This window comes from Vibrio sp. Vb2880 (assembly GCF_033337975.1).
Lineage (GTDB): Bacteria > Pseudomonadota > Gammaproteobacteria > Enterobacterales > Vibrionaceae > Vibrio > Vibrio alginolyticus.
The window spans coordinates 87706-111394 of sequence record NZ_JAWORT010000001.1; the positions used below are offsets into that span (position 1 = coordinate 87706).

At 44.3% G+C, this 23689-nt stretch carries 26 protein-coding genes; 17 read left to right on the forward strand and 9 right to left on the reverse strand.

All coding sequences use genetic code 11. From position 1 onward, the window contains the following. Window positions 1-9: 9 nt before the first annotated feature. From fliJ to R7M92_RS00405, 8 genes are read right to left on the reverse strand one after another with little or no spacing between them, the layout of a single operon-like run. On the reverse strand, window positions 10-450 hold the full coding sequence (gene fliJ, locus R7M92_RS00370) for a flagellar export protein FliJ (RefSeq protein ID WP_005384016.1): 441 nt from the start codon (window positions 448-450) through the stop codon (window positions 10-12). A 24-nt stretch (window positions 451-474) separates the two neighbouring features. Beyond that, window positions 475-1821 (reverse strand): flagellar protein export ATPase FliI, encoded by a 1347-nt coding sequence (gene fliI, locus R7M92_RS00375; RefSeq protein WP_005375057.1) that lies wholly within the window; start codon window positions 1819-1821, stop codon window positions 475-477. Next, window positions 1814-2569: a flagellar assembly protein FliH gene (gene fliH / locus R7M92_RS00380; RefSeq protein ID WP_005375050.1), complete on the reverse strand. Its 756-nt coding sequence runs from the start codon at window positions 2567-2569 to the stop codon at window positions 1814-1816. Before fliH ends, fliI begins: the two co-directional genes overlap by 8 nt. Window positions 2570-2573: 4 nt before the next feature. Continuing rightward, complete coding sequence (locus tag R7M92_RS00385) at window positions 2574-3587, reverse strand: flagellar motor switch protein FliG (protein ID WP_005375048.1); 1014 nt, start codon at window positions 3585-3587, stop codon at window positions 2574-2576. Next, window positions 3556-5307 (reverse strand): flagellar basal-body MS-ring/collar protein FliF, encoded by a 1752-nt coding sequence (gene fliF, locus R7M92_RS00390; RefSeq protein WP_005384024.1) that lies wholly within the window; start codon window positions 5305-5307, stop codon window positions 3556-3558. The genes R7M92_RS00385 and fliF overlap by 32 nt, the downstream gene beginning before the upstream one ends. Before the next feature lie 3 nt (window positions 5308-5310). Then, window positions 5311-5667: a flagellar hook-basal body complex protein FliE gene (fliE, locus tag R7M92_RS00395; protein ID WP_005375045.1), complete on the reverse strand. Its 357-nt coding sequence runs from the start codon at window positions 5665-5667 to the stop codon at window positions 5311-5313. 15 nt (window positions 5668-5682) lie between these two features. After that, the gene (locus R7M92_RS00400) at window positions 5683-7014 is read right to left on the reverse strand and encodes a sigma-54 interaction domain-containing protein (protein WP_031778880.1); all 1332 of its coding nucleotides are present in this window, start codon (window positions 7012-7014) and stop codon (window positions 5683-5685) included. Then, window positions 7014-8033, reverse strand: a complete 1020-nt coding sequence (locus tag R7M92_RS00405; protein ID WP_318132477.1) for an OmpA family protein — start codon at window positions 8031-8033, stop codon at window positions 7014-7016. The genes R7M92_RS00400 and R7M92_RS00405 overlap by 1 nt, the downstream gene beginning before the upstream one ends. A 379-nt stretch (window positions 8034-8412) precedes the next feature. Between R7M92_RS00405 and R7M92_RS00410 the strand changes: the two genes are divergently transcribed. The 9 genes from R7M92_RS00410 to lafA all read left to right on the forward strand — a co-directional run bounded on the left by R7M92_RS00410 (window position 8413) and on the right by lafA (window position 16624). Beyond that, a complete protein-coding gene (locus R7M92_RS00410) occupies window positions 8413-9231 on the forward strand; it encodes a FliM/FliN family flagellar motor switch protein (RefSeq protein WP_005375039.1) in 819 nt (272 codons plus the stop codon). Beyond that, a complete protein-coding gene (gene fliN, locus R7M92_RS00415) occupies window positions 9228-9599 on the forward strand; it encodes a flagellar motor switch protein FliN (protein WP_005375038.1) in 372 nt (123 codons plus the stop codon). The genes R7M92_RS00410 and fliN overlap by 4 nt, the downstream gene beginning before the upstream one ends. A gap of 18 nt (window positions 9600-9617) precedes the next feature. Then, window positions 9618-10376, forward strand: coding sequence for a flagellar type III secretion system pore protein FliP (fliP, locus tag R7M92_RS00420; protein ID WP_318132478.1), 759 nt, complete (start codon window positions 9618-9620; stop codon window positions 10374-10376). Window positions 10377-10388: 12 nt separating this feature from the next. Then, complete coding sequence (fliQ, locus tag R7M92_RS00425; RefSeq protein WP_005375036.1) at window positions 10389-10658, forward strand: flagellar biosynthesis protein FliQ; 270 nt, start codon at window positions 10389-10391, stop codon at window positions 10656-10658. Then, window positions 10658-11434, forward strand: a complete 777-nt coding sequence (gene fliR / locus R7M92_RS00430) for a flagellar biosynthetic protein FliR (RefSeq protein ID WP_005375027.1) — start codon at window positions 10658-10660, stop codon at window positions 11432-11434. The genes fliQ and fliR overlap by 1 nt, the downstream gene beginning before the upstream one ends. Then, the gene (gene flhB, locus R7M92_RS00435; RefSeq protein ID WP_005375025.1) at window positions 11431-12558 is read left to right on the forward strand and encodes a flagellar biosynthesis protein FlhB; all 1128 of its coding nucleotides are present in this window, start codon (window positions 11431-11433) and stop codon (window positions 12556-12558) included. The genes fliR and flhB overlap by 4 nt, the downstream gene beginning before the upstream one ends. Window positions 12559-12589: 31 nt before the next feature. Beyond that, complete coding sequence (gene flhA, locus R7M92_RS00440; protein WP_005375024.1) at window positions 12590-14680, forward strand: flagellar biosynthesis protein FlhA; 2091 nt, start codon at window positions 12590-12592, stop codon at window positions 14678-14680. A 19-nt stretch (window positions 14681-14699) separates the two neighbouring features. Continuing rightward, window positions 14700-15470, forward strand: a complete 771-nt coding sequence (locus R7M92_RS00445) for an EAL domain-containing protein (protein ID WP_005375023.1) — start codon at window positions 14700-14702, stop codon at window positions 15468-15470. Window positions 15471-15772: 302 nt separating this feature from the next. Further along, on the forward strand, window positions 15773-16624 hold the full coding sequence (gene lafA / locus R7M92_RS00450; protein WP_213897517.1) for a lateral flagellin LafA: 852 nt from the start codon (window positions 15773-15775) through the stop codon (window positions 16622-16624). Window positions 16625-16695: 71 nt separating this feature from the next. Here the strand turns inward: lafA and R7M92_RS00455 are convergent, their stop codons facing one another. Continuing rightward, on the reverse strand, window positions 16696-16983 hold the full coding sequence (locus R7M92_RS00455) for a hypothetical protein (RefSeq protein ID WP_005375016.1): 288 nt from the start codon (window positions 16981-16983) through the stop codon (window positions 16696-16698). 416 nt (window positions 16984-17399) lie between these two features. Here R7M92_RS00455 and fliD point away from each other — a divergent pair, with 416 nt between their 5' ends. The 8 genes from fliD to R7M92_RS00495 are packed head-to-tail and all read left to right on the forward strand — an operon-like array spanning window position 17400 to window position 23666. Beyond that, complete coding sequence (gene fliD / locus R7M92_RS00460) at window positions 17400-18746, forward strand: flagellar filament capping protein FliD (protein ID WP_318132479.1); 1347 nt, start codon at window positions 17400-17402, stop codon at window positions 18744-18746. A gap of 32 nt (window positions 18747-18778) precedes the next feature. Next, entirely contained in the window at window positions 18779-19165 is a 387-nt protein-coding gene (gene fliS, locus R7M92_RS00465; RefSeq protein WP_005375014.1) for a flagellar export chaperone FliS, read from the forward strand. Further along, complete coding sequence (locus R7M92_RS00470; protein WP_005375013.1) at window positions 19149-19469, forward strand: hypothetical protein; 321 nt, start codon at window positions 19149-19151, stop codon at window positions 19467-19469. The genes fliS and R7M92_RS00470 overlap by 17 nt, the downstream gene beginning before the upstream one ends. Continuing rightward, on the forward strand, window positions 19466-20539 hold the full coding sequence (locus R7M92_RS00475; RefSeq protein WP_065275489.1) for a flagellar hook-length control protein FliK: 1074 nt from the start codon (window positions 19466-19468) through the stop codon (window positions 20537-20539). The genes R7M92_RS00470 and R7M92_RS00475 overlap by 4 nt, the downstream gene beginning before the upstream one ends. A gap of 22 nt (window positions 20540-20561) precedes the next feature. Continuing rightward, window positions 20562-21062: a flagellar basal body-associated protein FliL gene (gene fliL / locus R7M92_RS00480; protein WP_005375011.1), complete on the forward strand. Its 501-nt coding sequence runs from the start codon at window positions 20562-20564 to the stop codon at window positions 21060-21062. A 12-nt stretch (window positions 21063-21074) separates the two neighbouring features. Next, window positions 21075-21803, forward strand: coding sequence for a FliA/WhiG family RNA polymerase sigma factor (locus tag R7M92_RS00485; RefSeq protein ID WP_005375008.1), 729 nt, complete (start codon window positions 21075-21077; stop codon window positions 21801-21803). Window positions 21804-21813: 10 nt separating this feature from the next. Further along, window positions 21814-22671 (forward strand): flagellar motor stator protein MotA, encoded by an 858-nt coding sequence (gene motA / locus R7M92_RS00490; protein WP_005375006.1) that lies wholly within the window; start codon window positions 21814-21816, stop codon window positions 22669-22671. Further along, on the forward strand, window positions 22671-23666 hold the full coding sequence (locus R7M92_RS00495) for a flagellar motor protein MotB (RefSeq protein WP_005375003.1): 996 nt from the start codon (window positions 22671-22673) through the stop codon (window positions 23664-23666). The genes motA and R7M92_RS00495 overlap by 1 nt, the downstream gene beginning before the upstream one ends. Window positions 23667-23689: the final 23 nt, after the last annotated feature.

Genomic DNA, 23689 nt, shown 5'->3' on the forward strand with positions numbered 1-23689 from the left:
AACAAGACATCATAATATCTTGCGCTTAACGCGAGAGTTAATGATGTCTTCAATCATCTTTTGCTCTTTTTTCGCTTTTTCATAGTTCTGCTTAGTACGCCAACGCTCAAGCACTTTTTCTAACCCTTGAACGCGTGCGTGCTTGTGTTCTAGTGTTTTCTGTACAGATGCACATTCCGCTTGCATAACGGCTTGCTCTTGCTCGTGGTGACGAAGCATTCTTTGTAGCATTTGGTCAACACGATTAAAGTTCATCAAAGCCGCGCTCGTCAGCGTCGGGCCGGTTCGGGTTGATTGTCCAGCGTGGCCTTTCAACGCCGACAACTGTTCCAATTGCATTGAAAGATGGGAGTGACGCTGACGCATGGCATCAAGTTGTTGACCCACACGATCACGCTGTTTTTCTTCCATTTGCTGTAACTTGCCTACGGCTTTTAACTTGGATTTCATTTCAGCCTTGTCACTCCCATTTGATTAAGCACTTTGAAAAAGCTGCGCAAGCTCGGTCAAACTGGTTGGGTAATCTACAGACTCATTGGCAGCTTGTTGTAGATATGCACGCAAGTTTGGATACATAGCAACAGATTGATCTAACTCAGGATCTTGTCCTGGTTGATAACCCCCTAATGGCAGTAACTCTTTAACTTGAAGGTAGTTGGAGTACATTTGACGGAAGTTATTCGCAATCGTGCTGTGTGCATCCTGCGTACAAGTATTCATACAACGGCTAATAGACGCGTTGATATCTATCGCGGGATAATGCCCTTGCTCAGCCAGTTGACGCGATAAAACGACATGCCCATCTAAGATGGCGCGCGCGGAATCCACGACAGGATCTTGTTGGTCGTCTCCTTCTGCCAATACGGTGTAAATTGCCGTTAAGCTACCATGTTGATTTTCACTGTTACCCGCTCGCTCTAGGAGTTGAGGTAACACGCTGAAGACAGAAGGCGGATAACCACGAGAAGCTGGAGGCTCACCGAGCGAAAGAGCGATTTCGCGCTGTGCCATGGCGTATCGGGTTAGAGAGTCCATCAGAAGTAGAACGTCTTTGCCTTGGTCTCGGAAATACTCTGAAACGCGATGACAAAGTAGTGTCGCTCTTAACCTCATTAGCGGGGATTCATCAGCAGGAGCCGCGATAATGATCGCTTTCTTGCGCGCTTCTGGGGTTAAGTTTCTCTCGATGAACTCACGTACTTCTCTGCCTCGCTCACCAATAAGCCCGACCACAATTACATCGGCCTCCGTGTTTTTGGTGATCATCCCCATTAACACACTTTTACCGACGCCACTGCCAGCCATCAAACCAATACGTTGGCCTTTGCCTACCGTCAATAGTCCATTAATCGCTCGCACGCCTACGTTGAGTGGTGTATCAACTGGGCGTCGCTTCAGTGGGTTAATCGGTTTTGGTTCAAGTGAAACTCGATCTCCCCCCTTAAGCGGTGCCCCGTCATCTAACGGCTCACCTAAACCATTCAGTACGCGTCCTAACCACTGAGAGCTTAGCTGCACGGTACTGTCACCATCAAGAGGGATGACTTTTGCACCTGCAAACAGACCGCCTAAACGGCGGATAGGCATGAGGTAAGCAATAGTGTGTTCAAAACCCACAACTTGCGCTTCGATCATATCACCTTCCGCGGTTTCTACGAGACAACGCTGCTCAAGCTTAAACCGACACCCTACGGCTTGTAACATTAAGCCGTTTACTTTTATCAATCGCCCTGTTACGCGAGCAACAGGGATTGAATCGAGCGAAGCCAAGGCTTCGCTCAAACGCTCACTTAATAGTTCATGGCTTAGGGTATTACTCATGCTCAGACTCTACCTGTGGAATACTGACTTCATCCAAAAGGTGTTGCTTTACATTGTCCATACAGGCTTCCAAACGAGAGTCGCAGCTCGCATCCGCTTCTGCGTCATCAGTCACTAACTGACAGCCACCAATAGGAAGCTCCGTATTAGGGACCAGTTTCCAAGATTGCGGCAAATCAGCATTGATGTGAGTAATGCGCTCTAAATCTTGCGGATTTAAATGCACAGTTACTGTTTCCGCTTTACCAGGCATGGCAGACAATGTCTCGTCCACCAAAGCTAGGATCTGCTGAGGCATTAAAGTGAGCTCGGCACGAATCACTTGCTGAGCTACCTTTTGTACCAGTTCACAAATCATATGGCGTTGTTGCTGTTCTTTTTCATCTTGCCAACGAGAAAGGGCGTGAAAAAGTTCATTGACAGGCTTCGCCGCCTCCAAAAAGCCTTGCTTTCCAGACTGCTCACCGGAAACAAAGCCTTTTTGGAAACCTTCTTTTTGGCCTTCCAACAGACCTTGTTGCTTGCCCTGTTCGATACCTTGGCGTAAGCCTTCCTCATGTCCTTGTTGCAAACCTTGTTGAAAACCTTCTTCAAGTTGCTGTTGGATATCTATTTGAGGTTCTTGCCAGCCTTGGTTATCTAGCCCGAATTCGTCTTCGATAGTCTTAGGTTGCGCTAAAGGAGGAAAACGGTGTAAACGATACCCGCTCGGAGGCAATCGCATAGTACTTGATTTTGTCTCTAGCATGACCTTACTCCACCGTTGGCTCTTCATAGAGAAGCAGCTGAACTTCACCAGATTCATCCAGCTCACGTACCATTTGCATGATGTCTTGACGTGCTTTTTGAACTCGACTTAACGCAACAGCGCCGCGTGCGTCCATGTCATCTTCTAGCGCTTTCACCATACGTTGCGGCATTGAACGCTTAATAGCTTGTTGTAAGGTAATATCGGAACCTTTTAGCGCGACTGCCCACAACTCTAGCGGAATCTGCTGCACCAACATGTCCATGGTTTCTTCGCGTTGTCGGCCAAGAACCATAAAGTCGAACATGTTTTCTTCAATTGCATTAACAACATCTTCATCATGCAACTTCAGCATTTCCATCAATGAACCACGGTCACCTTCAAAGCGGTTAATGATATCTGCTGCTTGCTTAACACCTGATAACGGCGTGCTTTGACTCGCGGATACTTTTTCGATGCAACGCTCAACGAGTTCATGCAAATCAACGGCAACTTGATGATCGATATCTTGCAATTGAGCAATACGGAACAAGATTTCGTCATGGTAATCTTGTGGCAAGTGCTTCAATACCGCTGAAGAGCTGTCCGCTGGCAAATACGCTAGAAAAATTGCTTGCATTTGTGGGTGCTCGTTCACAATGAAACGAGCGAGAGTTTCTGCTTCCACCCACTGTAAGCGCTGCATATTGTTGCGAATTTCATCGCCATATAAGGTATTTAATAACCCTTTTGCCAAATCGTTACCCAATGCTTTACGCAATGTATTAGATAGGTATTCCTTAGAGGCTCCTCGAATACCGCTGTGCTCACGGAAATCTTCAAAGAAAGTTTGAATAACACCACGAGCAGAATCGCTCTTAATGCCATTTAACTTCGCCATTGCACGAGTCACACGCTGGGTTTCATCACGGCTAAAGTGTTGCAAAACCTTCGCTGCGGCATCCTCGCCCATGCCTAATAGCACGAGCGCGGTTTGTTCAACATAACTAAGCGTCTGCTTTGATAGAACTGTGTTCATTGATGTTTACCCATTGTTTCAGTATTTCGGCTACGCGCTCTGGCTCTTCATTAGCAATAAGCTGTAGGTGTTTCAATTGAATTTCTAATGGCGAACCTGCTGGTGGTAGCATGTCGCTGTTTACATCTAAACCTGAAGAGGCTGAGATGCCTTTTTCAGATAGGCGGCGATCAAGTACTTCTTCATGCTCGCGCTCTTCACGCGTTTGCAAGTTTTCGTAGTCAGGCTCTTCCTGAGGCTCAGCAAAATTTAGCTCAGGCACAGGTTTATCAACGCCAGTTAGGTGCATGATTAATGGACGTAGTACGAAGAAGATCATCGCCAAGCCTAACAAGCCACCAATAACGTAGCGTATTGGCTGCTGTACTGTAGGGTCTTGCCACCACGGCAGTGCAGGAGGAGCATCAATTTCAATTGGGGTGAAGTTGAAACTCATTAAACTTAAGCTGTCACCTCGTGTGGCAGAGATACCAACAGCATCCATGATCATGTTTGAGATTTGCTCTTTATCGGCTTCACTCCACGCCACACCATCTGGCGAAGCTTTGGAGTTCAACAGAACCGATACACTAAGCTTTTCTATTTGGCCTTGTTGGTATTGAGTACGACGAACACTGCTCCCTACAGCATATTGACGATTCACTTCAGATCGCGCATTCGTGTTTTGGCTATCGTTCGTTTCCACTTCACCAGATCCTGTCACTGGCGGTTGGTTACTTAGAGAACCAGGAACACCCAACGCAATTTGATCAACCGAGTTGTTATGAATGGTGTGCTCATTACGCACAACCGGTGCGTTATCCAAAATTTCTTGTGTTTCTTCAACTTGGCTAAAGTCCAGATCGGCAGCGACTTGTACTCGGAAGTTACTCGGCCCCACAATCGGCGTAAGCATATCTGCTGCGCGTTGGATGATCTGTTTTTCAACACTCTTCTGGTATTCAAGATATTTCGCATTTACTTTACCAGCTTCCGCAGAAGCGACATCCGCACTAAGAAGACGGCCATACTGGTCAATGACAGAAACAAATTCTGGCTTCATTGCCGTGACACTGCCGACCACTAGGTTAATGATCGCTTCAACTTGTTCAGGCTTTAAGTCTTCACCAGGTTTGAGCTCAAGCATGACAGATGCTGAAGGATTCTCACTGTTTTGGCGGACGAATAGAGTTTGACGAGGTATTGCTAAATGAACACGCGCGTTCGCTACTGAGTTCAAAGACATGATAGTACGTACTAACTCACCTTCTAAACCATGACGATAACGCGCCGTTTCCATAAATTGGCTCGTACCAAGAGAGCTATCTTCCTTGAGCGAATCCAAACCTGTCGGCAGCTTAGCTTTAACACCTTTTGATGCAAGCAACATGCGTACCTTCGCAACCTCACCTTCTGGTACAAGAACTTGTCCATTTTGCTCTTGCATGCGGTAGCTTACGCCTTCGCTTTCTAATACCGACACAATTTCGCCGATATCAAAACGCTCTTGCTGGCTATATAGCGGACGAAAGCTCTGCGAGGAACTCCATAGTGCAACCACAATAATCGCTGCAACAATCGCAGCTAACACCGCAGATAGCACTAAGTTTCTCTGACTGCTAGACCAGATTTGCTTCAGCTTCGTTGTCACATCGTCCATGCCGTTGGCAGTAGAAAATGTCTGTGCTGTGCCGGTAGCCATAGCTGTGTTTCCGGCGACTTGGGGGGTTAGTTCTGACATGAATTACACCGGCATCTTCATAATATCTTCAAATGAGGTCACGACTTTGTTGCGCACTTGCATCAAAGCATTAAAGGACAAGCTGGCTTTTTGGCTCGCGACCATTGCACCAACTAGGTCATCACTTTTTCCTGTTTCTACGGCCGTCATTTTTTGACTAGCCACTGATTGATGTTGATTCACTGTATCCAACACATTTGTCATCGCTTGTGAGAACGATAAAGGTGCGTTTAGTGATTGTTGATCTAAAGGATTTGCACTCACGATAAACTCTGGCGGCTGCACTTGTGCCTGCATCGCCTGCATTTTTGACAACATAAGTTGCTCTGCCGAGACCGCATGAGTAGGTTGACTTGCCATCTATTTTTTCTCCTATTAGGCAGCCGAGCCTAGTGCCGACTGTAAATCAATACCATGTTCTCGCATTGCTGCGAGCTTGTAGCGTAGCGCTCGAGTAGAGACTCCAAGCGCGTTTGCGGTTTTCGTTCGGTTTCCACCAAACTGACGTAACTTTTCCAAAATAAACTGATATTCAGCTTGCTTCTTCGCTTCTACATGACCAAAACTTGAAGTTGGCTCTGCTGTAGGAACTGACGCGACAAGCTCAATAGGCAGCATCAGGTCATGGGCTGTAATGTAATCACCATGACGCATGACCAAAGCGCGTTGAATGACATTTTCCAACTCACGAATATTGCCCGGCCAGTGATACTGACTCAGCGCACTAATCGCATCTTGGGATAGGTGACAGCGGCTGCTATCTTGATACTTTTCAATAAAGAATTGGCTAATCGGTAGAATGTCCTCTTTTCTTTCACGCAAAGGCGGCCAGTGCAGAGGCAGCACATCTAATCGATAATAAAGATCTTCACGGAACGTGCCTTTTTGAACTTCCTCACGTAAGTCTTTGTTGGTTGCCGCAATAACACGAATATCGAGCTGAACGGCTTTATGGCTACCAACACGTTCTACTTCACGCTCTTGAAGGACGCGTAACAATTTAGCTTGAACCGCAGGTGACATTTCACCAATCTCGTCAAGCAGAATCGTCCCGCCATTTGCTTCTTCAAACTTACCGCTTTGAGAATTTGTCGCTCCGGTGAACGCGCCTTTTACATGACCGAATAGCACAGCCTCTAACATTGACTCTGGAATGGCGGCACAGTTAACCGCCACAAATGGACCATTGATACGCGGAGAGTGCTCATGCACATATCGCGCCAGCACTTCTTTACCCGTTCCCGATTCACCTGTAATAAGCACACTCGCGTTAGTACATGCTGCACGATGCGCCAATTGCAGAACTTGTTTGCTTCTCCAAGACTCCGCAACAATGTTGGCCATTGGCTTACCTAACGCTTCAACACGTTTAAGCAGATTAACCAACTGATTAGATTCAAATGGGCGTAATAGATAATCAGTAGCGCCCGCTTTCATCGTCTCAGCAGCCAAGATGCCTTGTTCTTGGTCGACAATCGCAATAACAACACCCGAATTTCGCTGCTTTTGGTGACACGCGACAAACTCACGAACACACATATCCGGCAGCGTAGAGCTCACTAAAGTGATTTCTGCTCGCTCTTCAAGCAAAGCGCCTCGACCAGTACGAGTGTGTTTCGCGGTGTAACCTGCATTTTGCAACACATCCAATACTGGTTGAGCAAGAGCTTCATTTGGCTCAACCAACAAAATTTTCGTTTTCGTCATCATTGAACCTTAACTTTCGTTTGTTGATTTTGTGATTGTAGATCTGGGTAGTGTTTCGTAGCCGTATACTCGTTGTCCCTCACTAAACGCAGGGTGACACGTCGGTTTTTTGCTTGGCCATTAACCGAGTTATTGCTGGCAATTGGGTAACGCGAACCATGAGCTCGTGTTTCGATCATCGACTCGTCGACCCCAAGCTCAATCAAAGCGTTGGTGACTTGCTCTGCTCGAGTACGTGACACAGAAAGGTTCGTTAAACTTGAACCAACGTTATCGGTGTGACCGTCGATGAGGATTTTGGTCACTCGATCATCCACAGATACATAGCTATACAGCGCTTCTAGTGTTGCTTTCTGTCTACGACTTAACGTCTTCTGACCAAACTCAAATGAGAGCGCCATATCCCTTGCCTCTGAAAAAGACAATTTAGGCAATCGCGCGCGACACGCATTAAATGATTTCAATGCGTTTTGAATTTGAAGAGTAGGAATCACAATCTCTGAAACAGAGGAAGCATTACTTCCTTTAAGTGACAGCGTCACCCAACTACCCGAAGCAATTGAATCCATGAATTCTTCAGCGCCTTTATTAAAGATGAAACGCTGAGACGGCTTAGTAAATTCAAGGGAGCCAAATTCTTTTCTATAAAGCTCATTACTCCAAGGAGCATTTTGAGTTGTTAAAGCAATCGTTTTCCATTTATTGTTTTCATATTCTATATCGGAAATAAAATAGAATTTATTATTAGGTTCCGCTAGGAAATAAAACTTCCCATAGTCATTATTTGATTGCAACAAGTTGCATTTGAATTTATTTCCCTCATATGTCCATTTAGAGAGGTCCATAGGGATTGTTAAGACTTCTTCTGAATATGACACTTTTGAAAAAATAAAACTGATAACAATAATTGTGTTACAAATTATCAAACGGACATGATTCATGTATATCTTACATTCCCATGACTTAAACCGTTTAATTAAATATGCCACCAAGCCGAGAGAACTGGCATAGCTAATCATTTTAATTACCTATTCTGAATATTAAAATTGGTTACAAAACGCTCAAGAGAGCACGCTTAGCCTCCAACGGAAGCTTTAAGCATAAAAAACAGTATCTTATAATTTATTTATTTGAAGTGGTTGTTACGCCATAAAGGCAATTTAAAAAATCTATAACAACTAAAACGCTCAACATTGTTATTTTATTTATTAAGCGATTTATAACGAAAACTAACTCTTTTTAAATTTCATTAAAAGATTATGACTATATGAACAAAGCAACATGTGAACTAAAGTCACAATCTTAGAGTTTGGAGCTAAAAGATCATTAAAATTTCTGTGTAGACTACACACCATTAAGTTAAAACACTTTCGATTGTTAACGCACGGTAAAATATAAATGGAAAATAGAGTTAGCGAGCCTATTTCTGATAGTCAACTACTTGATGTAGAATTATTAGGCAAACCTATTCATATCATTCGTGAGAAGCTCGATAATTTAATTTCAGAATCTTGCTCAAACCTTACGACTGAATTACAAAATTGGCTCAGCACAGGAAAAGTGGAAGCTAGCTTAACCTCAGTAGACTTGCACCGCTTTACATCGGTTGAGATGGACAAAGAGCAAACGTCGACCTATCAACATCAGGAAGGCGGCATGGTATTCATCCATGGTAACCCTCACACGCTAATAAAGTTGGCTGATAGATTTTATGGTGCAAGTGCAGAGCGTTCAGCCGCTACTCTGACGGCCAGTGACTTACGTTTACAAGAGCGCATCAGTCGAATCATCATCGGTTGGCTTGCTCCTGGTGAAATGTGGGACACGGGTGAGTATGAGACCCCTAGAGGAATTGGCATTAACGTTCAATTAAACATTGCGTTTGACGATCATCAAGGCTCAATTCATCTCAAGCTAGATGGTCATCTTATTCAAACGCTAATCGAGCAGCTTGAACTGCAGCCTGATACCGATTTGTTTCAACCTTTCTGTCGTTCTTTAGAGACGACCCCCGTTCGACTGAACGTTGTTCTAAGTAAAAAGAAGATGCCTTTAAGTGATGTGGTTGGCTTACAACCCAACGATATTTTACCTATTGAGCTTCTTAACACGGTTCCAGTAAGCATTGGCAACCAATCTCTATTTACAGGTCGTATTGCCGAGCAAGACGGCCAACTTGTTTTGATCTTTAACCCTGATAAGGAACCGCAGCGATGAGCGAAGCGCTAGAAACTAATGCATTCGACGCAGAAGAACTGAACTTTGATGATTTTCAATTAGAAGACTTTGAAGCCGAAGATACGCTCCAACAAGAACCAGCCACTGCGGAACGTGACCTTAGCTTTTTCAAAAGCATTCCTGTCACAGTCACGCTGGAAGTTGCGAGTAAGGAGATCCCACTTGGGGACTTAATGAAAGCGGGTGAAGGCACGGTTATCGAGTTGGAAAAGCTCAATGGCGAGCCTTTAGACGTGAAAGTAAACGGTTCTCTTATGGGCCACGCTGAAGTTGTCGTTGTCAATGATAAGTATGGACTTCGTCTGATCGATGTACATGACTCTGCATTGAGTGGCGTTGGTCAATAATCTTAGGTAGGCATCACAATGAAAAATCTGAGCGCTTGGCACCGTTGGTTACCTCTTTTGGTATTGGTGTCACTTTTGTTTGCTTTCCCAACAATGGCGGCTGACAACGGCTTAACTATCTTGTCCGTTTCTGATGGCGACACACAACAAGAATACAGCGTTAAACTGCAAATTCTGTTGTTGATGACGGCGCTCAGTTTTCTTCCAGCATTTATTTTGATGGCGACGAGCTTTACTCGAATTGTCGTTGTCCTTGCGATTTTGCGCCAAGCTCTTGGTCTTCAACAAAGCCCACCTAATAGAGTGTTGGTCGGGATCGCTCTCGCATTGACGTTACTGATTATGCGCCCTGTCTGGAGCGATATTTATGAAAATGCGTTGCAGCCATACGACAACGGCGAAATCACGCTAATACAGGCTTTTTCTGTTGCAGAGAAACCAGTGAGAGAGTTCATGTTGGCACAGACGCACCAAAGCTCTCTTGAACAAATGTTACGTATTGCCAATGAGCCTCTCGACCAAAACGTTGAGGATATTTCATTTGCCGTTGTCTTGCCTGCATTTGTCATTAGTGAACTAAAAACCGCCTTCCAAATTGGTTTTATGCTTTTCATCCCGTTTTTGGTCATCGACTTGGTTGTCGCCAGTGTCCTGATGGCAATGGGTATGATGATGCTATCACCTTTAATTGTCTCACTTCCCTTTAAGTTGGTGGTATTTGTACTCGTGGATGGTTGGGCAATGACAGTTGGCACCTTATCTGCCAGCTTCGGTTAACTAGGAGCAGTTATGACCCCAGAACTAACCGTAACGTTATTTTCCGATGCAGTATGGCTGATCATTTTGATGGTTGCCGTATTGGTTGTTCCAGGCTTAATTGTCGGTTTGTGTATCGCCGTATTTCAGGCTGCCACACAAATCAACGAGCAAACACTCAGCTTTTTGCCACGTTTGCTCGTTACCTTGTTAATGGTGATTTTTGCAGGTCACTGGATGCTCCGTAAGATCATGGAACTGTTTGATTTCTTGTTCCACAACATACCAGGGATGATTGGCTAATGGCCATCACATTTGCAGAGCTCTCGGCGATACTCGGTCAACTCTGGTGGCCGTTTTTTCGTGTGGGAGCCGTATTTATTTCAATGCCTTTCTTTGGTGATGCAATTATTCCTGTTTGGGTTCGTACTTTACTGGCCCTCTCGATCGTTGTCATTACTGGACCGTTAATGCCACCCATGCCACAAGTCGAATTATTCTCTATGACTTCCCTGTTCCTTGCTTTTGAGCAAGCTATTTGGGGGGTAATGTTTGGGTTAATTTTGCACATGCTCTTTAACGTTTTCACCATGCTTGGCCAGGTGATTTCTCTGCAAATGGGCTTAGGTATGGCGATGATGAATGATCCTATTAACGGGCTTTCTGTCGCCATTTTGGGACGCATATTTCTGATTTTCTCAACCTTGTTGTTTCTTGCGCTAGAAGGACACTTACTCGTCATAGATATCGTGATTCAAAGCTTTGTTGTTTGGCCAGTCGGATCTGGTATCACATCGCTTTCTCTGCAAGGTGTTGTCAATATTTTCGGTTGGATGTTTGCCTCTTCATTAGCTTTGGCTTTGCCCGCTATTGTTTCCATGCTTCTAGCCAACATCAGTTTTGGTGTAATGAACCGAGCCGCACCATCACTTAATGTCTATGCGTTAGGTTTTCCTATGACGATGCTGCTGGGTCTATTCAGCGTACTAATCTCAGTTTCTGGTGTTCCTGGTCGCTACACGGCGCTCGTTCACGACACTATTAGACACTTGAGTAACTTTATGTTGGGGGGAGCATGAGCGATCAATCTTCTCAAGACAAAACTGAAAAAGCCTCACCGCAGAAGGTAAAGAAAGCCCGTCAGGAAGGACAAATTCCTCGCGCGAAAGAGTTTACTACTGCGGTGATATTTCTGGCGGTGGCGCTCTACTTTTACTCTCAGCTTAATAGTATTTGGGAAAGCATGTCGGGTATCTTTCGCTACAACATGATGCTGACGCGAGCCGACCTAGAAAATCCTAAACAACTTGTCGAGCAATTGGGACAAAGTTTAGCGGTCATCATCGACATGCTATTACCATTGTTTACCGTCATTATTATCGTGACCTGTGGTAGTAGCCTTGTGTTAGGCGGTTGGATGTTCCGTCCAGCGAACGTGATGCCAAAGCTGAGCAAAATTAATCCTTTGAGCGGGATAAAGCGCATTTTTTCGACCCGCTCAGTGGTTGAGCTCTTAAAGTCGACGTTCAAAGTAGCCGTGATCTTCGGCATCTTATATGGCTATTTAGACAACCACTTACAGCCATTACTTGGCATGCAAAACCTCCCACTCAGCCAAGGTTTTTCTCTAGTAATGTCCATTCTGTTTGAAGGCTTACTCTTAATGGGCTTCGCCTTGTTGTTATTTGGGGTTATCGACATTCCTTATCAGCGTTGGGAACACCTAAAAGAACTCCGCATGACGAAACAAGAATTGAAAGAGGAATTTAAAAATAATGAAGGTCGTCCGGAAGTAAAACAACGTATTCGTCAAATACAGCAACAGTTTGCGCGCCGTAAGATCGATAAAATGGTGCCGACGGCTGACGTGATCATCACAAACCCAACGCACTACGCAGTCGCACTGAAATACGAGCCTTCGCTTTCTGACGCGCCCTTTGTCGTCGCAAAAGGCGTAGACGAAACTGCTATGCACATTCAACGTATCGCCCGAGAAAACAAAGTGGAAATCATTAACTCCCCGCCACTTACCCGTTCGATTTATCACACGACGGCGATTGAACAAGCAATCCCAAGCCAACTGTACATCGCAGTGGCACATATTCTTACTTACGTTTTGCAATTGAAAGCCTTTCGTAAAGGTGAGGGAAAAGAGCCAATTCCTTTACCTCATTTTTCGATTCCAAAACATTTGCAGCACTGATTAACCCGCGTTTATCCAAGGACACGAAAGTATGCTTAACCGGTTAAAACAACTTCAAACATCAACCAAAGGCTACGTTGGCATTCCAATCGTCTTGCTAATGATATTAGCAATGGTGATTCTTCCTTTGCCTCCTCTGCTACTGGATGCGCTGTTTACCTTTAATATCGTCTTAGCAATCCTAGTATTGCTAGTCAGCACAACCGCAAAGCGACCATTAGATTTCTCTGTTTTTCCAACTATTTTGCTGGTCGCAACATTATTACGTCTCACATTGAACGTGGCTTCTACGCGAATTGTACTCCTAGAAGGACATAATGGTGGTGACGCAGCGGGTAAGGTCATTCAAGCATTCGGTGAAGTCGTCATTGGCGGTAACTACGTCGTTGGTATGGTGGTGTTCGTCATCTTGATGATCATCAACTTCGTCGTAATCACCAAAGGTGGTGAACGTATTTCTGAGGTTTCAGCCCGCTTTACGTTGGATGCTTTACCAGGCAAACAAATGGCAATTGATGCCGACTTAAACGCTGGCCTTATCGATCAGGAAACGGCTCGCTTACGCCGTAAAGAAGTCGCCAACGAAGCCGATTTTCATGGTTCGATGGATGGTGCATCAAAGTTTGTGCGTGGCGATGCCATCGCAGGTTTGTTGATTCTGTTTATCAATATCATTGGTGGTATTAGTATTGGTGTCTTCGAGCATGGACTCGCTGCGTCTGACGCCTTTAAAACTTATGCCCTACTCACAATCGGTGATGGTCTAGTTGCTCAAATTCCTTCACTACTATTGGCAACGGCTGCCGCGATTATCGTTACGCGAATTAATGATAGCGATAATGGCATGTCGGAAACCATGCAAAAGCAATTACTGGCAACTCCTGCAACGCTATTTACTGTCGCAGGTATTATGGCGGTAATCGGTATGGTACCGGGTATGCCACACCTAGCCTTTTTTGCTTTTGCTGGCGCATTAGCGTTCGCAGGGTGGCGTCAAACCAAGAAGCCAGTGCAAGACTCCCAGATTGAAGAGGTCGAAGCACTTTCACAAGCGATGCAAGACGATGATACACCGCTGACATGGGATGATATTCCTCACGTCCAAACATTATCACTTGCGCTTGGTTACCGACTCGTCCATCTAGTCAACAAAGAACAAGGGGCTCCTTTATCACAACGTATCCGCGGTGTGCGTCGAAACCTTTCTGAACAAGTTGGCTTTTTATTACCTGAAGTTCGTATTCGTGACAACCTGAGCCTCAAGCCAAACCAATACACAATTTCTCTAAATGGCGAAGTCATTGAGCAAGGTTTTATTGAACCAGAGCGTTTAATGGCGATAGCGGTTGGCGAAACTTACGGTGAGGTAGATGGCATTTTGGGTAGCGATCCTGCTTATCAGTTGCCAGCTGTGTGGATTGAGCATCAAGATAAAGCAAAAGCACTTAATATGGGTTACCAAGTTGTCGATGATGGCACTGTTATTGCCACTCATATTAGTAAAATCATGAAGACAAACCTTGCAGAATTGTTTACGCACGACGATGTGGAAGCAATAACCCAGCGTTTGACACAACAAGCCCCGAAACTAGCAGAAGCATTAGCAGCAGCACTTAATCCAGCGCAGCAGCTGAAAGTATATCGTCAGCTTTTATTGGACCAAGTGCCACTAAAAGATATTCGCACGATTGCCAACACAATGTTGGAATCCGCGGAAAATACAAAGGACCCGATCCTACTTGCATCTGATGTACGCTGTGCACTAAAGCGTACGCTTGTTAACTTAATTGCAGGACAAAAGAACGAATTAAATGTCTACGCACTGTCTGATGAGTTAGAACAAATGCTACTAACTTCACTGCAACAAGCACAATCTTCTGGTACGGTAACACTAGATAGCTTCCCAATTGAGCCAAACATTCTTGGTCAGTTCCAACAAAACTTGCCATTGATCAGACAACAGCTTAAACAACAGGGGCTACCTCCGATCCTTCTCGTTATGCCACAGCTGCGCCCTCTTCTAGCGCGTTACGCTCGCACATTTACACAAGGGCTGGCAGTATTGTCTTACAACGAAATCCCAGAAAACAAACAAATCAATGTGGTAGGAAACCTTGGTTAATCTTATTTCAACACATGCGATGTACGAACATTTGGTTGGTCTCGCAGTACAACACATCGTCACGGATGACGATCAATTAGTCTTTGATGCTTTAAAACACAATGATGTCCAACACGCATGCCAAGCAATTAGGGAAGCTCAATCAGGGGAAGTAGAATTCCAACACCTGACGTTGAGATTTGGTATGCGTGGAGAACAAAGTGTCTATCAATTCAAACTCTCTGAACAAATGCAGTACTGCCTGGATTTGTTCAGTCTTTACCTTGCACTAAGACAAACACAGTTTCAGTTAGAAGCCTTTCACCACGACTTGATTAGTAATGTTGTCGTACCAATTCGCGTGGATGCATTACTTTGGGAGCCTGGGGTTTATTTTCTCGAACAGACTATTCAGTTCCACTCTTCTGCTTTTCAACATGTGATTCCTTCTCTTCAAGCTGATGAAACGTTATGTGATCGTGATAAAGTCGCCACACTCACCAAAAAGTTAAAAGAGAATGCATATTCACTTTGGTTTGAAGTCGCGACATCGCAAGTGAACTTCGAGCGCGTCGCAGACTTTAGTCCTGATATGATCAAATTATCAGTCACACTAGAGGATAAAGAAGAAAGACACGCTTTCCTACCTATTGCTAAGTTCTTAAGAAAGCATAAATATACTTGGGTTGCCGGACGTGTAGCGAGTCAAACGGAACTTAACCGTTATCGTTTATTGGGTGCCAGTTATTATTTTGGTTATTTCAGCGATATCCCAACCTCTCTCTCCTTTCAGTCTTTTGATGAGGAATAGTTGAAACTCAACCATTTATATTTAAAAACAGCACGATTTATTCGTGCTGTTTTTTTATTTATAACGGATAACCACAAGATCATTGGGCAATAGTTTCTTTAACTTAACTAAAAAATTTAGGCTTATATGATGATTTTCCCGGTTTTCATGGAATACAAATCACTAAAAATCATCAATATTTATCTTTTTTAGAAATTTTTTAATTTTCAAATTAATCATTAAAGCCGACCGACCGCCTCTAGTTAGTGACAAGGGAATATCCCGAGGCCTGAAAGATATAGTGACTAACTAAGGAGACTAAGATGGCTTTATCAATGCACACTAACTACGCTTCGCTTGTAACTCAAAACACAATGAACACAACAAGCGGACTTCTAAACACAGCAATGGAACGTCTAAGCACAGGCTACCGTGTGAACTCAGCTGCTGATGACGCTGCTGGTCTTCAAATTGCTAACCGTCTAGAAGCGCAAACACGCGGCATGTCAGTAGCAATGCGTAACGCACAAGACGGCATCTCTATGATGCAAACTGCTGAAGGTGCGATGGATGAAATGACAAACATCGTTTACCGTATGAACGACCTTGCTACACAATCGTTGAACGGTTCAAACAGTGCGACAGACCGTGCGTCTCTTGACAAAGAATTCGTACAGCTTAGCAAAGAACTAAACAACATCGTAGACAACACTAAGTTCGGTGGTCAAAACCTTCTTAAAGGCGGCGGCTTCGGTGCAGGTGACGTAACATTCCAAATCGGTGCATCTTCTGCTGAGACATTAACTGTAAGCGCTGGTGCAGGTATCACTGCGATCACAGATATTCTTGGCGATGCAGCAATTACTGATGGTATCGGTGACGCGACTAAAGCAAAAGCAGCACTAGACAAAATCAGCGGCGCTGACGGTCTAGTAGAAAAAATTGGTAGCTCTCGTGCAGACTTCGGTGCGAACATCAACCGTCTTGAGCACACTATGGCTAACCTTGGTAACATGGTAGAAAACGTTACAGCATCTAAAGGTCGTATCATGGATACAGACTTTGCGGTAGAGTCTTCAAACATGACTAAGAACCAAATGTTGATGCAAGCAGGTACAACTGTTCTGTCTCAAACTAACCAGCTTCCAAGCATGGCAATGTCACTACTACGCTAATTACTTAGTTAATAGTGCGCTTAATTTAAATCGTCTTAATTATAAAGCCTTCCAATGGAAGGCTTTATTTTTTATCTACGAATATAAATAGAGCTCGTATTATCTTTGTGAGATTCAGGTACCCTGAATCCGAATTTCAACATAATATTAAATAAAACCTTATTAAACAATTCTAATTCTATCGTCTCTAATTTGCTTCCTATTTTACTATCTCTAAGTTCAGGAAAATTGAACTTAGCTTCCTTTAAGATACTAGCTATCTCATCAGAATTGATGCTCTGTTTACTTAATAGTTTTTTGTTAATGAACTCTTCATATGCACGAGCACATTTCATCAATCGTAACGCAAATTCATTCATAACTGACATTCTTTGAAACGTAAAAAATTTAATTTTTAGTGAGAAAACTTACACGTCGCACTATCAAAAATAATATCAGAACGCAATTAATGCACTCTGTAAGAATTATCTGAATCAAGCTGAAGTAAAGGCTGAATATAACGTCTAATTAAAACATCTCTCCTAATTAGAACCATCAATACAATTAAATATTTTCTTTGTTTAGGTCGCCTTTTCTTATAAGGAAATTACTTTTTCCATGGAGGAAGGCGGAACAAACAAGGTGGAAACACCACTTCCTCCCAAGAAAACAAAATAGCTTTAAACCTTTGTTTTAATTGAATTTAATATACGGCACGCATCTTGCCACTGATAATTAAACTAAGGCGTAGCATTCAAAGTATTCAAGCCAATAAGAGATGAGAGGAGCACACCTCATGAGTTCTTTAGACCCAGTAAAAATGGCAACCCAATTCGCACAATTGGACACAAACCCATTCAAAAACCGTTACCAAGCGCAAGCTAATGTGTACCAGTCACAACTATCAGCTTTTAATAAAGTTGAAAGCGCACTACGTGATTTTCGTACTGCAATGAAAGAGATGAATAACAGCACAAACAGCATCATCAAAAACAGTGCGACACTCTCTCAAGAAGGTAACTTTACTGCAAACGCGGATGCTAAAGCGCTAACGGGTAACTATCAGATTTTTGTAGAAAAAGTGGCAACGGCGCATCAAGTATCTACAGGAATGCCTGCAGACCTTGAGGCGACGACAGAAGTACCAACAACTGGATCTTTAGAATTCACCATCAACGGTGAAACAATGACTCTAGACTTGTCCTCCGTTGATATTAATGGTGACGGCACTGCAACGATCAGTGATTTAGCAAGTGCGATTAACAATCATACGGATAACCCTGGCGTTAACGCCACTCTAGTTCGCTCGAATGGTCAAACACACTTTATGCTATCGAGCACTGAGACTGGTGTCGAAAATAAGATCAACGTATCTGCAACGGGTACTGGCCAAGCGTGGTTTGAAGACGCCTTCACCAACCTCAAGCAAATTAACGCTCCGCAAGATGCGGTTATGTGGCTAGGTGCAAAAGACTCAGGCCTGAGACTAACCAACGCAAGTAACACTTTTGAAGGTGTCATCGACGGTGTTGACATTACCGTATCTAAACCGCAAGCCGCGGGAGATTCGCCAATCGGTTTAAAAATTGGAGCTGATAGCGAAGGCACTAAAGAACAACTAGATAAGTTTGTGGAAACCTACAATGCCCTTGTTTCGACTATCGATCAGTACACCCAAATTGGCGGTGAAGATCAGAAACGCGGCGTGCTCGCTAGCGACTCGACATTGCGTTCTATTGAGAGTCAGTTAACGGGGTTAATCCGAGGTGAACACAATGGTATGCGCCTAAGCGAGATCGGCGTGAGCCTAGACCGCAACGGTAAAATGAAAGTTGATCAAGAAAAGTTCAAAGAAGCTCAACAAACAAACAGCGCAGGCTTAGAGGTGTTGTTTAATGGGGATGACGCTTTGCTAGATTCTCTTGACGCAATGGTAGAGCCTTTCTTGAAGTTCTCATCAGGTACCTTCAGCACGCGTAAAGACGCAATACAGTCAAGCTTAGACCGAATCAAAGATAAACAAACCAATTTAGAGCGTAAGTACGAAATGTCGTACAACCGCTACCTCAAACAATTCACTCAAATGAATTCAATTATGACCCAAATGAACCAAACCATGTCCATGTTTAAAGCTCAAAAATAAGACATTTGGTTCCAAATTTAGGAGAAATATTCATGCTTATGGATTCTGGTTACGATTCGTACCAACAAGTCGATCTCGACGCTCAAGCGGCAGCAGCAAATCCACACCAATTGGTCATCATGTTAATCGATGGCCTACTCGATGAAGTTGAACGTATTCGCGGCCACCTAGCCGCAAATCGTTTGGCCGAGAAAGGGAATGGAATCAACAAATGCATGAACATCTTGATTGGACTAACAAGTGCTTTAGATGATGAAAACGGCGGTGAAATTGCGGAAAACCTACGCCAGCTGTATGACTTCTGCCAAGTCGAACTTTATTACGCTAGCGTGCAAAACGATGCAAATCGCTTGGTTAACGTTGAGCGTGTAATGGGTAACATTCGTGAAGGTTGGATGAATTTTGGACAACAAGCATAAAGTATCGCCAGAGCGATTCCGTCATTTATCTCAGCTCATCCAGTTCGCCGCAAAAACGGCCGATTGGCATGCGCTCAAGCGGTACGACTTGCAGTTGCGAGAGCTTTTGATCAGTCACAAGCCTTTTTTGAAAGATCCTAAGCTTGCACCTGAAATCCAGCGAGCGAAAACAGTGCACGCTAATGCCTTCGCAGTATTAGAGAAGTCGACCAACGAGTTGAAAAAAGAGATGAACATGGTCAATGACCATCAAGAACGCGCTATGGCCTATCAATTAGCAATGACCATGGAGCTAACTCAATGATCATACCTTCTTCAACTCAGCACTCGGGTAATTCGCCAGCTAACAATGAGGGTCACATCAAGCAAGCGAACTCGGTACACGGCTTTTCTCATGGTTTTAAATCAGGGAACAAGCAGAATGGTGAGCAAGACTTTAACTCTGCGTCAGCGGTACCGAGTTTTCACCTTACGGCCTCTACTTTGAACAGCGCAAACAAAGTACAAAGTCATGGTTTTGATACTGATGACCGCTCAGCTTCAGATCCGGATGCCAACTTGACCAGTACACCAGGGTTAACAGAATCGACTGATCTTGCAGCGCAAGCTCAAGCTTTAACCCAGGGTATGATTACCATGGCAGAGAAGCAGGCTGAGAAACTAGGAAAAGCGTCATCTTTAATGACTGCGAGCGAAGTTAAGTCTGTTACTCAAGATTCGTCTAACGCTATGTTAAACACATCATCAAAACAAGATGTGAAGCAAAGTCTGCCGACTTCATCGAGTTCGCGTTTGCCTATCTCCGGTGCTGAGTTTCAAACTCTTTTGAATCAACCTGTTCAAGGCCAACCAACCGCATCTCTACTTCAAGCACAAGCTCCTACAACACAACCTGCACATTCACCGGTTGCGACGAGTCATGTTCAAGCTCAAGGCTCTGAGTGGGCAGCGGTGCGTGTTGATACCACTGCCGGAAAGTGGGGGGAGCAAATGATGCAAGTTTTACATGATCGCGTGACGCTCCAAGCTCAACAAAATGTACAAGAAGCAAAAATCCGCCTAGACCCACCAGACTTGGGGAAACTGGATTTACTTGTACGTGTTGAAGGTGACCGATTGAGTGTCCACATCAACGCCAATGCCGCAGCAACACGAGAAGCTTTAATGCAAGTTTCGGAACGATTGCGTACTGAGTTACAAGAGCAAAACTTCGTTCATGTCGATGTCAATGTTGGCTCTGATCAAAACCAAGGTCGAAATGACCCACATGCAAACGAAGAAGACGCCAATATTTTCGCCGCACGAGAATCTGGTGCATTCCAAACCACGACAACAACTAACTATTCAGAACACTGGCTAAGCACTCAAGCTTAGTGAATCTTCGAGGAAAAAGGTTATGACCAAACAACAAATGATCGCCCTGTTTATCGCCATGATCATCACCAGTGCCCTCGTTTCGGCCGTCACAATTATGGGCGGAATCTGGTACTTAAACAAACACGCTCAAGAGTCACCTGACTCTGGTTCACTGATCGAAGACTCTCCACTGTCTTTTTTGGTCACAGAACAACCGACAAGCAAAGGTCCTAGCTTCCATCCTTTGGACAAAGTCGTTTTGACCGTTAAAGGCAAGAAACAGACTCACTTTGTGATGCTAGAACTGGCAATTGAGACACGCCGCCCAGAGCGTATCAAAGAGATCGATGAATACATGCCTATGGTACAAAACTCTCTATTAAAACTGTTTAGCGACAAAACGTTTGATCAGTTACAGCAAGCGGGTGCCATCGATATTCTGCAAGACGAAGTGAAGCAAACGCTTCTACTCGCTTTTGCTAAAACAGACATCGTCCGAGAAATCGACGATGTTTTGTTGACTAAATATGTTGTGCAATAACGGAGCACAACCATGTTAGACATGAATGTACAAGACACTTACACCACAGAAGAGGAAGTGACAACACCGTCACGACCAATTGATGAAAACGCATTGCTACAACGTCATCAGGTCATGGTAAAACGCGTAGTTAACCAGCTGCGCGTTCATGCCACTTCTCACTGTAGTATTGAAGATATGCAGCAGATAGGCCTTATCGCTCTAGTCGAGGCTGGACGCCGATATGGCGATGTTGACGATCCTCACTTTCCTGCTTTCGCCGTTTGTCGAGTTCGGGGAGCTATTTTAGACGAATTACGCCGACTAGATTGGCGTTCACGTAAGACTCGTCAACAAGCCCACGAGCTCAACGACGTGACTCGAGATCTCACTCGAACGTTAGGTCGAATGCCAACGGATGCCGAAATCATCCAGGCTTTAGGGACGAATGAGCAAGATTATTACAACCGCCAAAATGCCGCTCTCGCAGGCGAGATGCAAAGCCTTGACCAACTGATGGAGAGCAGCGGTGATAGCTACATTGGCGGGCAATACGATGGCATGGAACATGAACATATTCGTCGTAGTTTAGACAGTGCTTTGGGTAAATTACCTAAGCGCGATCAACTGCTCCTGACTCTGTTCTATCAACATGAACTCAACTTACACGAAATAGCTCTGGTATTGGATCTGACACCACCTCGTATATGTCAGCTTCACAAACAAGCGCTGAAACAACTCAACCAATTAATGTCCTCTTAGGAGTCACAAGATGCAAAAGTTTTTTGGAGTGCTCACTATCCTGGTGTGCGTCTTCGGTGGATATATGTGGGCCGGTGGTAGCTTAGGTGCTATCTGGCAGCCAGCCGAATTCCTTATCATTATTGGCGCCGCTGCTGGTTCTTTGATCATCGGTAATCCGCCTCATGTACTGAAAGAAATGCGTCGCCAAGTGCCAGCGACCATTAAAGGTCCAACAGAAGAGCATGAGTACTACATGGAATTAATGGCACTACTCAACAACTTGCTAGAGACAGCGAGAAACCGCGGATACAAGTTTCTGGATTCTCATATTGAGGCTCCGGAGCAAAGCTCTATGTTCCTCGCTTACCCGACGATCGCAGAAGATCATCGCCTAATTTCTTTCATTACTGACAATTTACGTTTAATGGCAATGGGACAGATGTCGCCTCATGAATTAGAGGGACTGCTAGAGCAAGAAATCGAAGCAATACAGAACGAAATGCTTTTACCTTCACGCTCACTACAGCGTACAGCAGAAGCACTACCTGGCTTCGGTATTCTTGCAGCAGTTGGTGGCATCATTATCACCATGCAAGCTATTGATGGCTCAATCGCTATGATTGGGTATCACGTTGCGGCAGCTCTCGTTGGTACATTCATTGGTATTTTCGGTTGTTACTGTGGCTTAGATCCACTAAGTAACGCCATGGCTCAGCGAGTAAAACGTAATATGACTGCTTTTGAGTGCGTTCGTGCAACCTTGGTTGCCTACGTAGCGAAAAAGCCGACATTGCTCGCCATTGACGCTGGTCGTAAACATATTCAGCTAGACATCAAACCAACATTCAACCAAATGGAGAAGTGGTTAGCTGAACAGGAGGGATAATGCAAAAACAAGAGCATGTAGTGTTCAAACGTGCCAAAGTATACAGCCATGATGAGTCATCTCATGGCGGCGCGTGGAAAGTCGCGTTTGCTGACTTCATGATCGCCCTAATGGCGCTGTTTCTTGTACTTTGGGTTATGCAGGTGGTAGACAAAGAAGAGCGTAAAGCGATTGTTGCCCACTTGCATAGTTCAAGCGTATTCGACAAGAGTTACGGCAACCCATTTGATACGTCACAAAGTATTTCTCCTATCGACTTGGCACAGGACTCTTCTGTGCCAAGTAAACACAACTCCAACCATGTAGTAAGCTCTTACTTTAAAGGTGATGGGGATGGACCAGAAATTGATTCTTTGATTCCTGGTAACTTCGATACTCAAGAGCAACTTGCCGCACTAGCGAAAGTAATTGAGCAAATGACTGCCCAAATTAATGCGCAGGGAAATGTAAACGTCACGGTGACACCACAAGGTTTGCGTATCGTCCTTCAAGATGATTACAAACAGCATATGTTCAGCCGTGGTGGTGCAGAACTTACTCCTTTTTTTGAAGATTTACTGCTCGCACTAGCACCTGTATTTCATCGTGTTAACAACCCTCTGATCATCAGCGGACACACAGATGCAATTCCATTTAAAAAGCGTTTTGGTCGTCAATCTAACTGGGCGTTATCAGCCTCTCGAGCAGACGTAGCAAGAAATACGTTAGTTGAAGGCGGTATGCCGGATGATAGAGTAATGCAGGTAACGGGTATGTCAGATAGAGCGCTGCTTAATCCTGATGAGCCAGATTCTAGCGAAAACCGTCGTATTGAGCTGTTTGTTTTAACGACTCCTGCCGCTAAAGTGCTTGAGACCCTTTTTGGCAACCACCAAGAAAGTGAACTGCAAAAAGCGAAAGATAAGGCTGAATTTAACCAACCAGTCATTCGTCAAGAAGTCATCAATTACTCCGGCGATACCGCCACCAGCGAAGTAAAAATTCAAGAATTATAATCTTAAAAGGTCACCACTCTGAT

What these genes read in the sequence shown, in the direction of transcription:
- fliN (WP_005375038.1), top strand. Translation starts at nt 9,228, where the DNA reads ATGAGCGAAGCGCTAGAAACTAATGCATTCGACGCAGAAGAACTGAAC.
- fliQ (WP_005375036.1), top strand. Translation starts at nt 10,389, where the DNA reads ATGACCCCAGAACTAACCGTAACGTTATTTTCCGATGCAGTATGGCTG.
- fliJ (WP_005384016.1), bottom strand. Translation starts at nt 450, where the DNA reads ATGAAATCCAAGTTAAAAGCCGTAGGCAAGTTACAGCAAATGGAAGAA.
- fliD (WP_318132479.1), top strand. Translation starts at nt 17,400, where the DNA reads ATGAGTTCTTTAGACCCAGTAAAAATGGCAACCCAATTCGCACAATTG.
- fliH (WP_005375050.1), bottom strand. Translation starts at nt 2,569, where the DNA reads ATGCTAGAGACAAAATCAAGTACTATGCGATTGCCTCCGAGCGGGTAT.
- flhB (WP_005375025.1), top strand. Translation starts at nt 11,431, where the DNA reads ATGAGCGATCAATCTTCTCAAGACAAAACTGAAAAAGCCTCACCGCAG.
- R7M92_RS00475 (WP_065275489.1), top strand. Translation starts at nt 19,466, where the DNA reads ATGATCATACCTTCTTCAACTCAGCACTCGGGTAATTCGCCAGCTAAC.
- fliF (WP_005384024.1), bottom strand. Translation starts at nt 5,307, where the DNA reads ATGTCAGAACTAACCCCCCAAGTCGCCGGAAACACAGCTATGGCTACC.
- fliS (WP_005375014.1), top strand. Translation starts at nt 18,779, where the DNA reads ATGCTTATGGATTCTGGTTACGATTCGTACCAACAAGTCGATCTCGAC.
- R7M92_RS00400 (WP_031778880.1), bottom strand. Translation starts at nt 7,014, where the DNA reads ATGACGAAAACGAAAATTTTGTTGGTTGAGCCAAATGAAGCTCTTGCT.
- flhA (WP_005375024.1), top strand. Translation starts at nt 12,590, where the DNA reads ATGCTTAACCGGTTAAAACAACTTCAAACATCAACCAAAGGCTACGTT.
- R7M92_RS00455 (WP_005375016.1), bottom strand. Translation starts at nt 16,983, where the DNA reads ATGAATGAATTTGCGTTACGATTGATGAAATGTGCTCGTGCATATGAA.
- R7M92_RS00495 (WP_005375003.1), top strand. Translation starts at nt 22,671, where the DNA reads ATGCAAAAACAAGAGCATGTAGTGTTCAAACGTGCCAAAGTATACAGC.
- R7M92_RS00410 (WP_005375039.1), top strand. Translation starts at nt 8,413, where the DNA reads ATGGAAAATAGAGTTAGCGAGCCTATTTCTGATAGTCAACTACTTGAT.
- fliR (WP_005375027.1), top strand. Translation starts at nt 10,658, where the DNA reads ATGGCCATCACATTTGCAGAGCTCTCGGCGATACTCGGTCAACTCTGG.
- R7M92_RS00445 (WP_005375023.1), top strand. Translation starts at nt 14,700, where the DNA reads ATGTACGAACATTTGGTTGGTCTCGCAGTACAACACATCGTCACGGAT.
- fliP (WP_318132478.1), top strand. Translation starts at nt 9,618, where the DNA reads ATGAAAAATCTGAGCGCTTGGCACCGTTGGTTACCTCTTTTGGTATTG.
- lafA (WP_213897517.1), top strand. Translation starts at nt 15,773, where the DNA reads ATGGCTTTATCAATGCACACTAACTACGCTTCGCTTGTAACTCAAAAC.
- R7M92_RS00385 (WP_005375048.1), bottom strand. Translation starts at nt 3,587, where the DNA reads ATGAACACAGTTCTATCAAAGCAGACGCTTAGTTATGTTGAACAAACC.
- fliI (WP_005375057.1), bottom strand. Translation starts at nt 1,821, where the DNA reads ATGAGTAATACCCTAAGCCATGAACTATTAAGTGAGCGTTTGAGCGAA.
- R7M92_RS00485 (WP_005375008.1), top strand. Translation starts at nt 21,075, where the DNA reads ATGTTAGACATGAATGTACAAGACACTTACACCACAGAAGAGGAAGTG.
- R7M92_RS00405 (WP_318132477.1), bottom strand. Translation starts at nt 8,033, where the DNA reads ATGATTAGCTATGCCAGTTCTCTCGGCTTGGTGGCATATTTAATTAAA.
- motA (WP_005375006.1), top strand. Translation starts at nt 21,814, where the DNA reads ATGCAAAAGTTTTTTGGAGTGCTCACTATCCTGGTGTGCGTCTTCGGT.
- fliE (WP_005375045.1), bottom strand. Translation starts at nt 5,667, where the DNA reads ATGGCAAGTCAACCTACTCATGCGGTCTCGGCAGAGCAACTTATGTTG.
- fliL (WP_005375011.1), top strand. Translation starts at nt 20,562, where the DNA reads ATGACCAAACAACAAATGATCGCCCTGTTTATCGCCATGATCATCACC.